Source organism: Halococcus dombrowskii (genome assembly GCF_022870485.1).
Lineage (GTDB): Archaea > Halobacteriota > Halobacteria > Halobacteriales > Halococcaceae > Halococcus > Halococcus morrhuae.
Window position 1 is genome coordinate 1,403,055 of record NZ_CP095005.1, and the last position, 15,666, is coordinate 1,418,720.

Genomic DNA, 15,666 nt, shown 5'->3' on the forward strand with positions numbered 1-15,666 from the left:
TCGCCCTACAGTAGTCGCCCTTCGAGTGCGCGTCCGATCCGCCCCGGCGTACTCTCCTCGCGCGGGCGCACGACGAGTACGGGTCTGTCGGTGCCGTCGGCGAGCGACTGGGCATCCGTCCCGACGACCAGCACGTCGGCGTCGTCGCTCTCGATCGATCTCGAACCACCGTCGGAGCTGACGAGCGCCGTTCTGACGGGTACCGAACAGAGCGCCGCGATCTCCTCGTGGTAGTCGGCGATAGTCCGCTGCTGCTCGGCGGAAACGGACGCGTCGCGAGCGTACTCCAGAACGATCGCCGCATCGTGTGCCGCCGCCACCGCGTCGGCGACAGCAATTTTCGCCGGATCGTGGGGACCGTCGTCGGTCAGTACGGTCACGGTCCCGATTTCGGAGTTCTCCGCGGCGTTGTCGACGACGACGGCATCACAGCTGGTGTGGGCGAGCACCCACTCGTCGTCCGCATCGAACAGTCGTTCGCGGCGACGCGACGGCCGGCGCTCGATCACGAGCGTGTCCACGTCGTGCTCGTCGACGTAGTTCGCCAGCGCGTGGCGGGTGTCGTGGCTGACGATCTCACCGACGCGCACCGGCACGTCGAGATCGTCCGCGAGCGCGTCCGTCCGTTGCTCGAACTCGATGTCGGCTCCCGACTGCTCGGTGGCGGCTTCGAGCGGAACCTGGTCGGCCACCTCGTCGAACCGGACGACCGACACCGCGCCGTACTGGGGTGCTGCGAGATCCGCCGCAACGTCGACCAGCGTCTTCTCGTGCGAGGGGGTCGTCCCCTCCGGCACCGCGACGAGCGCCTCGTAGCCCTCGGTCGGGGCGATGGCGTCCCTGGTGCGCTCGACGGCCTGCCGCCCGACCTCGCGGCGGACCGCGTCGACGGCTGCACCCTCGCGATCGACGTGATCGCGGGCGTACCAGAGATACCACGCGACGCTGCCGGCCGTGATGAGGGCGGCTCCGACGAGCGGGATGGTCCCCATCTGCGTGAGCAAGACGAGCCCGCCGACGACGCCGAACCCCTGCATCCAGGGGTAGAACGGCGATTCGAACGTCGGTTCGTAGGTCATCGTGCCGCGGCGGAACGCGATCAGCGCGACGTTGATCAGGACGAACACGAGGATCTGAAACGCGCTCGCGAGCTTGGCGATGCTTTCGAGCGGGACGAACGCGATGAGGACGAGCAATACGACGCCGGTGAGCGTGATCGACGTGCTCGGCGTGCCGAAACGCTCGCTGATCTCGCCGAGCGAGGCAGGGACGAGTCCGTCACGACTCATCGCGAACGGGTAGCGCGACGACGAGAGGATGCCGGCGTTGGCGGTGCTCACGAGCGCGAGCAGCGCCGCCATCACGACGACGAGAACGCCCGCCGGACCGAGCGCGGCCTCCGCGGCGACCGCCATCGGTGCCTCGGCGGCGGCGATCGCCGACGTATCGGTGACGCCGAGCATGACGACCACGATGAGCGCGTACAGCAGCGTGGTGAACCCGAGCGAGCCGAGAATGCCGAGCGGGATGTTCCGCCCGGGGTTCTCGATCTCCTCGGCGACGCTCGCGACCTTCGTCACGCCCGCGTACGAGACGAACACGAGCCCGGTAGCCGTGAGGATCCCGCCGGCGCTGGTCTCGAAGACGCCCGCGTAGTTCGTCGGCCGTACCGACGGCACCCCACCGACGACGAACCAGCCGAGCGCTGCGAGCATGATCGCGACGATGACCACCTGGATGCGACCGGTCTGTTTCGCGCCGAACAGGTTGACGAGCACGAGAATCACGGCGAGGGTGAGCGCCAGCGGCGTCGTGATCGACGGCGGCACGTCGAACAGATAGAGGAGATACGGCACCCCGCCCACCAGCGCCAATCCGCCCTTGAACGACAGCGAGAACCACGTCCCGATGCCGGCGACCGTCCCCAGGAGCGGCCCCATGCCGCGCTCGATGAACAGGTAGGTGCCGCCGGATTCGGGCATCGCCGTCGCCATCTCCGATTTCGAGAGCGCTGCGGGGAGGACGACCAGTCCGGCGAGCACGTAGGCAATCACGACCGCCGGTCCCGCGTACTCGACGGCGACCGCGGGGAGGATGAAGATGCCGCTGCCGATCATCGCGCCGATGCTGATGGCGAGCACGGAGAACAGCCCGAGATCGCGTTCGAGGCTCTTTGGCACTAGCGATCACCACCCGTTCCGTCCGATCGGAGCCGTTCGCGCCCCGATTCGTCGGCCGATTCTCTCGGGGATCGTTCGGTCGGCGACTCCCCCATCGCCTGCTCCGACTGCCGCTCGCTCTCGGGCTGCTCGCCGCCACGGCGCTGTCGGGCGAGTGCGGACGCCAGCGTGGTTGCGGCACACACCGGTTCGATGCCGGCTGCGGCGAACGCGTCGACGTTCCGCGGGTCGTTGACGAGTGCGATGACGCGCTCGGTCCGGCGGAGCCCCAGCAGCTGTGCGACCAGCAGGTTCCGTCTGTCCGTCCGCGAGGCGACGATGGCGGTTCCCATCGCCTCGATCGCCTCTCCATCGAGCGTGGCCGTCTCGCTCGGATCGGCCAGACGGGCGTCGACACCCGCCGATGTCGCGCGTTCGACGGCGTGCTCGTCCTCGCCGATGAACAGCACGACGGCCGAGCCGTGGACGAGCCTGCGAGCGAGTGTTTCTCCCACGGTCCCGTCGCCGCCGACCACCAGTGTTTCGCTACACATACTGAATCGTTCTCAGAATCGCATATAGAAGGCGATTCGTGATAAATAGTCGGATTTTAGCCGTGTTTCGTGATTATAATCCCTGATATTCGCCGATGCTGGCCACTGCGAACGATCTCAGTGTTTCCGTGAACTCTCGATGGGGCTCAGCAGCCCGACCGAGATCGCTGTCGGTTGACCGATTCCACAGTCGTCCTCCATGGACCGGGTTTACGATCACCGTCGCAACTGTTTAGCATAAACTAATTCAATAATTAGATAGAAACCATTATGTGCTTCGTTGCCGAACATGATCACGAAGCATGGGGTTCACCACGTCGATACGTCCGCCGATCGATGCGGAACCGGCCCTCGCGGTTCCGGACGTCACGTTTCAGACGTTCATGCTTGCGGTGTTTTTCAGTATCGTGCTGCTGTACGTGCTGGCCGTCCTGTATCACTCGTCTCGCTGGACGTGAGCCGACGCCAGCTGGTGGTGTTCGTGACGGACCACCCTGTCGGAGAGAGCTGGTCGAGAACGCGCGGTGCGCACGTTCTCTGTTGCGGTGGGCTCTCGGTACTCGAACGCCACATCGGCTGTCCGATAGTCGATGGTCAGCTGCCGTCCGACACCGAATTAGATTATCTACAACAACGATTTAGTAGCTCGACAACCAAGAGACGGTATGCCGAGCGCGACATCCGAGGATTACATCAAAGCCATCTATCAGCTACAGGACGGTGACGAACCCGTCTCCACGTCGGCGATCGCCGATTCGCTCGGCGTCACGCCCCCGACGGTGACGGCGACGACCAAGCGCCTCGAAGACGCCGGCCTCGCCGAGCGCGAGGAGTACACGGGCGTCCAGCTGACCGCCGATGGCGAACTCGTCGCCATCGAAACGATCCGCCACCACCGACTGCTCGAACTGTTTCTGACGGAGCAGCTGGGCTACGACTGGGCGGAGGTCCACGAGGAGGCCGACCGGCTCGAACACCACATCAGCGAGCGTCTCGAAACCAAGCTCGCCGCGAGCCTCGGCGACCCCAGCGCCGATCCCCACGGCGCGCCGATCCCGACCGAGGACCTCGAACCGACCGAGGCCGACGATGCAACGCTCGCCGACTGCAGCGAGGGCGAGACGGTAGTGGTCACACAGGTCGCCGACAGCGATCCCGAGGTGCTCTCCTATCTCGCCGATGCCGGTATCACGCCCGGGACACAGCTCGAAATCACCGAAATAGCTCCCTTTGGACTGATGACTGTCGTGCCGAGCGATGGCGATGACACGGTCTCGCTCCCCGACGAGATCACCACCAGCATGTACGTCCGCGAACTCGACACCGCTCCGTCGGACAACGAGATGTCGTTAGTCGGCTAGCGTGGACGAGGCCGTCCGCCCGTCGTGTCGGGCGATTCTCGCGATTGAATCATCGTGATAGTCGACAGTAGCCACTCCATTGCGACCACTAGTGGATGGTTCGCGGAATCAGATATCGGCACTCACAGTTTCGTATCGGTTCGATCGCGGTCGCTACAGTACGAGTATCGAGAACGAAACGCTAGGGAATGCAGAACTCCACTCACTTCGGTAGAGGCACACTGGTGTAGACAGGTATGTCAACACACGAGTGTTCGAGCCGTTCTATGTGGCGTGTCCAACGGTTGTGTTTCACCTCCTGCCCAATCATTAGACTACACTAATTTATATCTTTTGTATCTCTAGAAAGTGTTCGCGAGATGCGGATCGATGACTTCGACGACAATCCCTCTATCGCGTGGATCCCCGGAAATTCAGCCGCCGATCGGCGGTTCATCCGAACGCCGGCAGTACGGTTTCGTGCTATCGAAACTGTGTTGAGAAACCGTCGAGGGTTCCGAAATACACTCCCTCTCTATTAGCGCCTACTAATACTCGATTTAGATAAGAATCTTTATTGCCTTCGCTCATTCACAGTCGCCTGAGAATGAACGACAACTCTCGATCGAGCGAGTGTATCGTCTCCCGACTCGACCGTCGCACCCGATCCGAGGGGTCCCCGGGCTGATGATCCCGCTTCAACTCGGCCTGCCGGAGGTTCTCGAGATCCTCATCGGCTCGTGGCGTGAAGGCTTCGTACAGGTTTCGGGCTTCGTCGGTGCGACGATCCTGCTTTTCAGTCTCGTCCAGTATCGCTTCGATGGCCGCCTCACCACGTGGCTTCAGGAAAACGAGCGCGCCCAGCCGCTCACCGGCGCGTTGCTCGGACTCACGCCGGGCTGTGGCGGTGCGATCATCGCCATGCCGCTCTACATCCGCGGGACGGTCAGTTTCGGGACCGTCGTCGCGGCGCTCGCGGCGACCGCCGGCGACTCGGCGTTCATCATCCTCGCGCTCGCGCCCGAGGCGGCGCTGTACGCCTACGGGATGGCGTTCGTCGCGGCAGTGCTGTTCGGCTACGCGATCGATATCTTCGGGCTCGGCGTCGGCTACGTCGACAACGCGGTCGAGCGCATCGGCCGTCCGATGACCGACGGCGGGTTCGCAACGACCAGCGTCGCCGAGGGCGGCCCGAGCATCGCCGACTACGACGGGTCGGACGGTCACGATCACGACCACGATCACGGTGACGATCTCCCGAGCTACCTACCTCACTCCCGGCTGCTCGAACGTGTCAGCCACGCGATTCACGTTCTCTGGTGGATCGTTCTCGCGGGCGCGCTCGTCGCCGGCGTGCTGTATCTCGCGAAGGGTGCGCAGGAGCCCGCGTGGGCGGTTGCGGCCACCTACGACGGTCTGTTCACGATCACGGGGCTCGTCGGCACCACGCTGTCGTTCTACCTCTACTTCGTCGGCCGCCACTACATCGGCGAGGGCGAGACGGGCCGCGTTCGCGACTCGTTCGAGAGTCTCTACAACACCTTCCAGCACGCCGCCATGGAGACCGCGATGGTCACGGTCTGGGTCATCGCCGGCTACCTGCTCTACGAGTACGGTCTCCTGCTCACCGGCGTCGAGATCCAGGCGCTCGCGGCGGCCGCAGGAATTTTCGCACCGATCGCGGGCGCGGTGCTCGGCCTGATCCCCGGCTGTGCGGCACACATCGTTTTTGCGCAGCTGTACGCCCTCGAAGAGGCGATTCCGTTCTCGGCGCTCGTGGCGAACGCCATCAGTCAGGACGGCGACGCGCTGTTTCCATTGATGGCGATCGATCTGAAAGCCGCGATCATCGCCACGATCTACACGACGATCCCGGGCGTCATCGTCGGTATCTTCGTCTATTACCTCTGGCCGTACGCACAGTTCGGCTTCGGGGTGCTCGGATGACGGGCATCGACGGCCGACGATCGACCGAACGGATCGGAGGGCGTGACTGACGTGTACGATCGCATCCTCGTCCCGACCGACGGCAGCGAGCCCGCAGCCGCCGCGGTCCGGCACGCGCTCGATCTCGCCGACCGATACGACGCGACGCTGCACGCGCTGTTCGTCGTCGACACCGACAAGAGCTGGATGACGGTCTCGAAGGTCGAGGTCCACGACGCGCTCTGGGAAGTCGGCCGCGAGACTGCGACACGAGTCCTCGCGGAGGTCGAAGCCGTGACCGCGGATGCCGGCGTCGAACTCGTCACGGAGATACTCGAAGGATCGCCCGATCGGCGAATCCCCGAGTACGCCGCCGAGAACGGGATCGACCTCGTCGTGATGGGAACGCACGGCCGCACTGGGCTCCAGCATCGGCTCCTCGGCAGTGTCACCGAACGGGTCATCCGCGAGACGACCGTTCCCGTGATGGCGGTCAACGCCGAAGCATCGGACTGAACGGCGGGTTGTTACTCCGCGCCGCTCTCGTTCATAATCACTATTATTAGCGGCCGCTATTTTAGCAGTTAGATTAATAAAAAGCCATCCCGTAGCGCCAGTAATGGACGCATCCGATCGGTCGGAGGACGGGATCGACCCGCCATCCGACGGGCACGACGATCACGATCGCGAAACCGGTGTTCAGGACGAACCGTCGAACTCGGCTTCGATAGAGGGGAGAAGCGTCGTACAGCTCTCGGTTCCCGACATGGACTGCCCCTCGTGTGCGGGAAAAGTCGAGCGCAGCGTCCGGAAACTCGACGGCATCCGAGACGTCGACCCGCAAGTGACGACCGGTACGCTCACTGTCGCCTTCGGCGATGACTCGACGAGTCGCGAGGCGATCACCGATCGGATCGAGAAAGCCGGCTACGCCGTCGAGGAATCGGGTACGACGACCACGAAGCTCTCCGTGCCGGACATGGACTGTCCCTCCTGTGCCGGGAAAGTCGAGAATGCGCTCGATCGACTCACTGGTGTCTCTTCGCACGAAACTCAGCCAACGACCGGCACGGTGATCGTTACCTACGATGCGACGACAACGGGAAAGAGCGAGCTCGTCGCGGCCATCGAGAGCGCCGGCTACACCGTCACCGACACCGCGAGTGAAGAATCGAGCGCCGATGGGACCGACTCGAACGACAGCATCTGGACGAGTTCACGCGCGATCAAGACCTGGATCAGCGGTGGCTTCCTCGGGCTCGGGCTGCTCTTCGAGTTCATCCTAACCGCCCAGAACGCCGCCGTCGGGACGGTTCTCGGCAGCGAGCTGTTCGTCGCGGACGTCCTCTTCTTGGTCGGGGTCGCGTTCGGTGCCCAGGAGATCCTTCGCAACGGCTACTACTCGGCGCGAAACCTGAATCTCGATATCGATTTCCTGATGTCGATCGCCATTCTCGGCGCGCTGGTCGCGAGCCTCGCGTTCGGCGAGGCGCTCTACTTCGAGGCTGCGACGCTCGCCTTCCTGTTCAGCGTCGCCGAGCTGCTCGAACGCTCCTCGATGGATCAGGCCCGCAACTCGCTCCAGGAGCTGATGGATCTCTCGCCGGACGAGGCGACGGTCAAGAGAGACGATGGCGATGAGGAGACGATCCCGGTGGACGAGGTGTCTGTCGCCGAGGTCGTGGTGGTGCGTCCGGGCGAGAAGATCCCGATGGACGGCGACATCGTCGACGGCGAGAGCGCGGTCAACCAGGCCCCGATCACCGGCGAGAGCGTCCCGGTCGATAAAACCACTGGCGACGAGGTGTACGCGGGGACGATCAACGAGGAGGGCTATCTCGAAGTGCAGGTCACCTCCGGGGCAGCGGACAACACCCTCTCGCGCATCGTCGCAATGGTCGAGGACGCCCAGTCGAACAAGACCGAACGCGAGCAGTTCGTCGAGCGGTTCTCGTCCTGGTACACGCCCGTCGTCGTCGCGTTTGCCGTCCTCGTCACGCTCGCCAGTCCGTTCGTCCTCGGAACCACGTGGTCGACGGCCGTCGTCCACGGTCTCACCCTGCTGGTGCTCGCGTGCCCGTGTGCGTTCGTCATCTCGACGCCCGTCTCGGTGGTGTCGGGCATCACGAGCGCCGCGGACAACGGCGTGCTCATCAAGGGTGGCAACCACCTCGAAGCGATGGGTGCGGTCGACGTCGTCGCCTTCGACAAGACCGGGACGCTCACGAAGGGCGAACTCACCGTGACCGACGTCGTTTCGCTCAACGGCAACACCGAGGAAGACGTCCTCCGGTGTGCGCGCGGTCTCGAAAAGCGCAGCGAACACCCGATCGGCGAAGCGATCGTCGCCGAGGCCGGCAGCGCGAGTGTCGCCGAGCGCGATATCGACGATTTCGAGTCCATCACCGGCAAGGGCGTGCGGGCGGAGCTCGACGGCACGCCACACTTCGCCGGCAAACCAGGACTGTTCGACGATCTCGGCTTCGATCTCTCACACGTCCACGCGACGACCGATGGCGGTGTCGTGACCCAGACGACCCGCCAGCTCTGCGAGCACAACGACTGTCTCGATCTGCTGGAGGAGACCGTGCCAGAGCTCCAATCCGAGGGGAAAACGGTGGTGCTCGTCGGCACGGAAGACGAACTGGAGGGCGTCGTCGCGGTTGCCGATGAAGTGCGCGCCGAGGCCGAGCGGACGATCGCCCGATTGGACGAACTCGGTGTCGAGCATACGGTGATGCTCACGGGTGACAACGACCGCACGGCACGCGCCATCGCCGAATCGGTCGGTGTCGACGAGCATCGGGCGGAACTGCTGCCCGACGAGAAAGTCGAAGCGATCGACGAGCTGGTCGACGAGTATGACGGTGTGGCGATGGTCGGCGATGGGATCAACGACGCGCCGGCGCTCGCGACCGCGACAGTCGGAATCGCGATGGGAGCCGCGGGTACGGACACGGCGCTCGAAACCGCCGACATCGCGCTGATGGGTGACGATCTCGCGAAACTGCCCTACCTCTACGAGCTCGCGAACGACGCCAACAGCGTCATTCGCCAGAACATCGTCGGCAGCCTCCTGATCAAGGCCGGGCTGGCGATCGCGGTCCCGTTCGGCTACGTGCCGATCTGGCTGGCCGTGCTCGCGGGCGACGCCGGCATGACCGTCGGCGTAACCGGCAACGCGATGCGGCTCTCGCGCATCCGGCCCGACGAGTGACGCTCGCTCCGCCGGCCGACGAAACCGATCCAGGACGGCGATAGTTTCGATATCAGCGATCGGGTCGGTATCGCATCGAGAACGGAAGGCAAAGGTGATCGGTGATCGTTTCGTTGACCGTCATCAATGGGTACAGCAGGACCTCTCAGTCGCAACCTCTCGTGGATACATAGCGTCGCGGTCATCGTCGGAACGATGGTCGGTGCGGGGATATTCGTCGTCACGGGCACGGCGGCGGAGATCATGGGGCCGGCCGTCCCGCTCGGCTTCCTCGCCGGACTGCCGATCGTGTTCTCGACCGCGCTCGTCTACGCGGTTTTCATGAGCGGTCCGCTCGGCGAGCATCCGGGCGGTGCCTACATGCATATCTCGCGGACGTGGAACTCGACGCTCGCGGGCTACGTCTTCATCTGGCTGAAGGTCGTCGCCTTCATCGGCGCGCAGGCGGTCTTCGCGATCGGCTTCGGCAACGCGATCCGCTACTGGCCCGTGTTCCGATTCCTCCCCGCCGAGTGGTGGGCGATCGCCTTTCTCACCCTCCTGTTCGTCCTCCACCTCGTCGGCGTCGACGTCTTCGGACAGGCACAGGCGATCTTGACGGGTCTCCTCGTCGCCGTCCTCCTCCTGCTCGGCCTCCCCGGCCTGTTCCAGATCGATCCGGGAAACTTCTCACCGCTGTTTCCCGAACAGCTGTACGCCGACGGGCTCGTCGGTCCGTTCGTCGCCGGGACGAGCGCGCTCTTCTTCTCGTACATCGGCTTCGAATCGCTCGCCCAGACCGCTGGCGAGACCGAGAACCCGCGGAAGACGCTGCCGCGCGTGTTCGCCGGCAGCGTGCTCTTCATCGGACTGCTCTACTTGCTCGTGAGCGTCGTCGTCCTCGGCATCCTGCCGTGGGAGCAGGTGGCGGGGAGCGAGACGCCGCTCACCGACGCCGCAGCGACGTATTTCCCGGTCGGGACGGCCGGCATCGTCGCCGTCGGGAGCCTGCTCGCGTACGCGACGACCGCCAACGCCGGCTACATGTCCCCAAGTCGGATCCTCTACGCGCTCGGGCGCGACCGACTGCTGCCCGACGTGCTCACACATGTCAACGATCGCTTCGGCACACCGGACGTCGGTCTCACGCTCACGTGGGCGATCGCCGTCGCGTTCGTCCTCACCTCGACGTTCTCGTACGCGCTGAACATCTCGCTGGCCGCGCTCCTGTTCATGTACGTCGCGCACGCGCTCTCGCTCGTCGCACTGCCGCACGTCAATCCGACACTGTACGAGCGCAGCGCACTCCAGTTCGGACCGGTGACGGTCGCGGTCATCGGGCTGTTCAGCGCCGGCTCGATGCTCGTCTTCCTCTCACAGACGATCTCGCTGGCGGATCTCGGCCCGGCCGTCCAACAGCTACTTGCTGGCAACGTCGGCGGAGCACTGCTCTCCAGCAGCCTTCTTCTACTGGGGATCTGGCTTGCCATCGGCCTCCTGGTCTACGCGGGCTACCGGCTCTCGATCGACGGCGAGCTGCCCGCGCGGCTGCCGTTCGCCTTCCTCGAAGAGCGGTGAGCGAAAGGATACTGTACGCGCGGCGACTCCGTTCGGTATGACCGCCTTCGACGCCAGCCGCGAGGGTGCGATCGCCCGCGACGAGGCCGATCCGCTCGCCGGGTTCGCCGACCGCTTTCACCGTTCGGACGAGCTCTATCTCGACGGCAACTCGCTCGGTCCGCTCTCGACGGACGCACATCGCACGCTCGAACGCGTCATCGACGAATGGCGGGAGCTCGGCATCCGCGGCTGGACCGACGGCGATCCGCCCTGGTTTCGCTACGGGGAGTATCTCGGCGATCGCCTCGCACCGCTGCTCGGCGTCGACGGGGACGAGGTCGTCGCGGCCAACGCCACGACGGTGAACATCCACACGCTCGTCGGGACGTTCCTCGACACGATTGACGGGCGGCCGACCGTCCTGATCGACGAGCTGAACTTCCCGACCGACGGCTACGCCGTCCGTGCCCAGCTCCGCCAGCGCGGGTTCGACCCCGACGAACGGCTCGTGGTCGTCGAGAGCGACGACGGACGGACGGTCGACGAGGACGACGTCGTCACAGCACTGGAGACCAACGACGTCGATCTCCTCTTGCTCCCGTCGGTGCTCTATCGCAGCGGCCAACTGCTCGACGTCGAGCGTATCGCGACCGCCGCAGCCGACGCGGGGACGATCTGTGGGTTCGATCTTGCGCACTCGATCGGGGTCGTTCCCCACGACCTCTCGAACGTCGACTTCGCCGTCTGGTGTAGCTACAAGTATCTCAACGCCGGTCCGGGAGCCATTGCCGGGCTCTACGTGAACGAGCGCCACTTCGGCACCCAGCCCGCACTCGCCGGCTGGTGGGGCCACGAGAAGGAGACTCAGTTCGCGATGCGTTCGACGTACACACCGGCCGACACTGCGGGCGCGTGGCAGATCGGAACGGTTCCGATGCTGAGCGCCGCACCGCTGGAGGGAGCCCTCGATATCGTCGACGAGGCCGGTATCGATGCGATCCGCGAAAAATCGCTCGATCTGACGGCGTACCTGATCGAACTCGTCGACGAGCATCTCGACGATTCGTTCGCGGTCGGAACGCCTCGCGAGCGTGCCCGACGGGGTGGTCACGTCGCCATCGAGCATCCCCAGGCCGAGCGACTCGCGGCGGCACTCGCCGCCCGCGACGCCGTGGTCGACTTCCGTCCGCCGAACGTCGTCCGGGTCTGTCCGGCACCGCTGTACACAGGCTACGTCGACGTCTGGGAGTTCGTCGCGACGCTGGCCGAGATCGCCGAATCGGGCGCGTACGAACGGTTCGATCCTGACGGGACCGTCACGTAGCGCCCACCTGCGAGTGACCAACGGCTAAGTGCCGACCACCGGAATCCCACGCATGCTCTATCGGGAGTTCGAAACCCAGGCGGAACTCGATGCGCAGTACAACGTGAGCCAGACTGTCGACGATGCCTCGGCGTACGCGGAGTTCTACACCGAAAAGAGTCGGGAGGTTCGTGCGGAACTCGACCATCACCGCGACGTCTCGTTCGGCCCGACAGTCGCCGAGCGACTCGACGTCTTTCCCGCCGATCGCGAGAACGCCCCGATCCTCCTCTTCATCCACGGTGGCTACTGGCACAGCCGTACCAGCGACGAGTTCGACTTCGTCGCCCGTGGCCCCGTCTCGGCGGGCGTGACGACCGTCGTGATGAACTACGCGCTCTGTCCGGCAGTCTCGATCGACGAGATCGTCCGTCAGGCCCGTGCTGCGGTCGTCTGGCTCGCCGATCACGCCGACGAGTTCGACAGTGACGGCGACCGCATCCACGTTGCCGGCCACTCGGCGGGTGGCCATCTGGCCGCAATGTTGCTGACGACCGACTGGGCGGGCGAATACGGCCGCTCGCCCGGCATCATCGAGAGCGCCTGCACGATCAGCGGCCTGTTCGATCTCGCACCCTTTCCCTACACTTGGCTCCAGCCGAAACTGCAACTGACGTGGGACGAGGTCCGGCACAACAGCCCGATTCGCCATATACCGGCGGAGGCACCACCGCTACTGGTCAGCTATGGCGCGGACGAACCCGCAGAACTGCGTCGCCAGTCGGAGGATTTCTTGACCGCGTGGCAGCAGGCGGGTCTCGATGGCACCGGGCTGGAACAGCCGGCCACCAACCACTACACCGCCATCGAGGGGTTTCTCGACGCGGACAGTCGACTCTGTTCGGCTATCTTGGAGCGAATCGACAACTGATCCGTTCTTCGAGCGCGGTCGAGAAATTCGCTTATCACGACTGCTTCGAAAACCTTCACCTCGCTCGTGAAAACGCCGCAGAAGCGGGCCGGGAGGGATTTGAACCCCCGACTGTCTGATTAAGAGTCAGATGCTCTGCCTAACTGAGCTACCGGCCCTGACGATTCGGAGTTACCCGGCCCCAGTCAAATACGTTTTCCTTCACCGATCACGAGCGAGGGCGATACTGTGCGACTGCGGTGTCGTGATCTCCGCGCGAACGGGGGCGAGATTCAACCGACGAGAAACCCTGGAGACGAACGGCAAGCGTCGTCCGGCGCGAGCAGAGAGGTGTCGACCGTAGGGCCACCCGGTACAGTAAACGCTCCTACTGGAATCCGATGCGTCCGCCGCTGCGGCCGCGGGCGGGGTCTGCGGCACCGCCCTTGAACTCCTCGGCCATGCGGTCGTAGTAGTCGAGGATGTCCTCGGTGATCGTCGGGCGCACAGTCTCAAGCGCGGACCGGAAGTGGCGCATTTCGACGACGTTGGCGTCGGGGTCGTCCCGGAGTGCCTGGATCGCGGCCTCACGGGCGATGGATTCGAGATCCGATCCGACGTAGCCGTCGGTGATCTCGGCGATCTCGCGCAGGCTCACGTCGGCCGCCAGCGGCGTGTCGTCGGTGTGGATCGAGAGGATGCGCTCGCGACCTTCGATGCTCGGCTGGCCGACCATCACGAGCCGGTCGAACCGGCCCGATCTGATGAGCGCCGGATCGATCATGTCAGGTCGATTGGTCGCGGCGATGACCATCACGTTCTTCATGTCCTCCAGCCCGTCGAGCTCCGTGAGGAGCTGGTTGACGACGCGCTCGGAGACGTTCGACCCCACGTCGCCACCGCGGCTCGGGGCGAGACTGTCGAGTTCGTCGAAGAAAATGACTGTGGGCGAGACCTGCCGTGCCTTCTTGAACGTCTGCCGGATCGCCTTCTCGGACTCGCCGACCCACTTCGAGAGCAGCTGCGGCCCGCGCACCGAGATGAAGTTGGCGTTGGTCTCGTTGGCGACCGCTTTGGCCATCAGCGTCTTGCCCGTTCCCGGTGGCCCGTAGAGCAGCACTCCCGCTGGTGGCTCGATACCGAGTCGTGAGAACCGCTCGGGGCTCGACAGCGGCCACTCGACGGCCTCCTTGAGCTCGCCCTTCGCGTCCTCGAGCCCGCCGACGTCGTCCCACGTGATCTTCGGGAGCTCGACGAGCACCTCGCGCATCGCGCTCGGCTCGACCTCGTTGAGCGCGCCGTCGAAGTCCTCGCGCTTGATGATCATCCGGTCGATGAGGCTCGGCGGCACGTCCTCCTCGTCGAGATCGATCTCGGGGAGATACCTTCGAAGAGCCTTCATCGCCGACTCCTTCGTGAGGCTCTCGATGTCAGCCCCCACGAACCCGTGGGTCTCGTCGGCGAGCCCCGAGAGGTTCACGTCGTCGCTCAGCGGCATTCCGCGAGTGTGGATCTGGAGGATCTCCTCGCGCCCGCGCTCGTCGGGTACCCCAATTTCGATCTCGCGATCGAACCGACCCGGTCTGCGCAGCGCGGGATCGACGCTGTCGACGCGGTTGGTCGCGCCGATGACGATGACCTGGCCGCGGCTCTCTAGGCCGTCCATCATCGTCAGCAGTTGGGCGACGACGCGGCGCTCGACCTCACCCGTCACGTCCTCGCGTTTCGGTGCGATCGAGTCGAGTTCGTCGATGAAGATGATCGCCGGCGACTCCTCGGTCGCGTCCTCGAAGATCTCCCGGAGCTGCTGTTCGCTTTCCCCGTAGTATTTGGAGATGATCTCGGGACCGGCGATCGAGAAGAAACTCGCCGAGGTCTCGTTGGCGACGGCCTTCGCCAGCAGGGTCTTCCCCGTACCGGGCGGCCCGTGCAGCAGCACCCCCTGTGGCGGCTCGATACCCAGCTTCTGGAAGATCTGGGGGTGTTTCATCGGCAGCTCGACCATCTCGCGGACGCGCTGGATCTCGCCCTGGAGACCACCGATGTCCTCGTAGGTGATGCCGCCGCCGGTCTTCTCGAAGCCCGAGATCGGCTCCTCGCGGAGTTCGACGTCGGTGTCCTCGGTGATGAGCGCCACCCCGTCGGGCTCGGTGTCGACGGCGATGAGCGGGATCGCCTGGCCCGGCGAGCGCATGAACGGGTGGTTGGTCGAGCTCATCACGGGCACGATGTCCCGTTCCACCACGGGGCGCTTCAGGATCTGGCGTTTGACCATCCCGGCCGCGTCGCTGCCGAACTGGACGGAGGCCTCCTCGGGCGGGGCGAGCACGAGTCGGTCGGCCGTCCCGGGATCGGCCTTGCGGATCTCGACGCGTTCGCCGATGCCGATATCGGCGTTCTGTCGCGTGAACCCGTCGATCCGAACTGTATCGGTGTTCCAGTCCTGCCGATCGGCGCGCCAGACCTTCGCGGCGGTCGTGTCGCCACCCTCGATCTCGATGATGTCGCCCGGCGAGAGCTTGAGATGCAACAGGGTATCCGGATCGAGGCGGGCGATGCCGCGGCCCGAGTCGTTGGGGTACGCCTTCGCCACCTCCAGTTGGACTTCGTTCATGGCTGGCTGATGTCCGATACTCCGTCGCTGGCGGGGTTATGCCTTTTGCCTGTCCGCCCATGCCGAACAATCACGGCGACCGGACGGCTTTTCGCCTCGCCAAC

Annotated in this window: 11 protein-coding genes and 1 tRNA gene; 8 read left to right on the forward strand and 4 right to left on the reverse strand. The window is 64.8% G+C overall.

Features of this window, described 5'->3' with window-relative positions; all coding sequences use genetic code 11:
- Window positions 1–5: 5 nt before the first annotated feature.
- Together MUK72_RS07375 and MUK72_RS07380 are read right to left on the reverse strand one after the other, a co-directional pair.
- Window positions 6–2,180 (reverse strand): amino acid permease, encoded by a 2,175-nt coding sequence (locus tag MUK72_RS07375; protein ID WP_244698156.1) that lies wholly within the window; start codon window positions 2,178–2,180, stop codon window positions 6–8.
- A complete protein-coding gene (locus MUK72_RS07380) occupies window positions 2,180–2,713 on the reverse strand; it encodes an NAD-binding protein (RefSeq protein ID WP_244698166.1) in 534 nt (177 codons plus the stop codon). Before MUK72_RS07380 ends, MUK72_RS07375 begins: the two co-directional genes overlap by 1 nt.
- Window positions 2,714–3,015: 302 nt before the next feature.
- Here MUK72_RS07380 and MUK72_RS07385 point away from each other — a divergent pair, with 302 nt between their 5' ends.
- The 8 genes from MUK72_RS07385 (at window position 3,016) to MUK72_RS07420 (ending at window position 12,969) form a co-directional block, all read left to right on the forward strand.
- Window positions 3,016–3,171: a hypothetical protein gene (locus MUK72_RS07385; protein WP_244698169.1), complete on the forward strand. Its 156-nt coding sequence runs from the start codon at window positions 3,016–3,018 to the stop codon at window positions 3,169–3,171.
- A gap of 207 nt (window positions 3,172–3,378) precedes the next feature.
- The gene (locus tag MUK72_RS07390) at window positions 3,379–4,074 is read left to right on the forward strand and encodes a metal-dependent transcriptional regulator (RefSeq protein ID WP_244698173.1); all 696 of its coding nucleotides are present in this window, start codon (window positions 3,379–3,381) and stop codon (window positions 4,072–4,074) included.
- 666 nt (window positions 4,075–4,740) lie between these two features.
- Complete coding sequence (locus MUK72_RS07395; protein WP_244698175.1) at window positions 4,741–6,000, forward strand: putative manganese transporter; 1,260 nt, start codon at window positions 4,741–4,743, stop codon at window positions 5,998–6,000.
- A gap of 51 nt (window positions 6,001–6,051) precedes the next feature.
- A complete protein-coding gene (locus tag MUK72_RS07400) occupies window positions 6,052–6,495 on the forward strand; it encodes a universal stress protein (protein WP_425311069.1) in 444 nt (147 codons plus the stop codon).
- Between the two features lie 103 nt (window positions 6,496–6,598).
- Complete coding sequence (locus MUK72_RS07405) at window positions 6,599–9,196, forward strand: heavy metal translocating P-type ATPase (protein ID WP_244698179.1); 2,598 nt, start codon at window positions 6,599–6,601, stop codon at window positions 9,194–9,196.
- 126 nt (window positions 9,197–9,322) lie between these two features.
- Window positions 9,323–10,753, forward strand: a complete 1,431-nt coding sequence (locus MUK72_RS07410) for an APC family permease (protein ID WP_244698181.1) — start codon at window positions 9,323–9,325, stop codon at window positions 10,751–10,753.
- Window positions 10,754–10,790: 37 nt separating this feature from the next.
- On the forward strand, window positions 10,791–12,059 hold the full coding sequence (kynU, locus tag MUK72_RS07415; protein ID WP_244698195.1) for a kynureninase: 1,269 nt from the start codon (window positions 10,791–10,793) through the stop codon (window positions 12,057–12,059).
- 52 nt (window positions 12,060–12,111) lie between these two features.
- Complete coding sequence (locus MUK72_RS07420) at window positions 12,112–12,969, forward strand: alpha/beta hydrolase (protein ID WP_244698198.1); 858 nt, start codon at window positions 12,112–12,114, stop codon at window positions 12,967–12,969.
- Between the two features lie 84 nt (window positions 12,970–13,053).
- On the opposite strand, the gene MUK72_RS07425 is transcribed toward MUK72_RS07420, so the two are convergent.
- Window positions 13,054–13,127 (reverse strand) — tRNA-Lys (locus MUK72_RS07425).
- A 209-nt stretch (window positions 13,128–13,336) separates the two neighbouring features.
- The gene (locus tag MUK72_RS07430) at window positions 13,337–15,562 is read right to left on the reverse strand and encodes a CDC48 family AAA ATPase (protein WP_244698201.1); all 2,226 of its coding nucleotides are present in this window, start codon (window positions 15,560–15,562) and stop codon (window positions 13,337–13,339) included.
- Window positions 15,563–15,666: the final 104 nt, after the last annotated feature.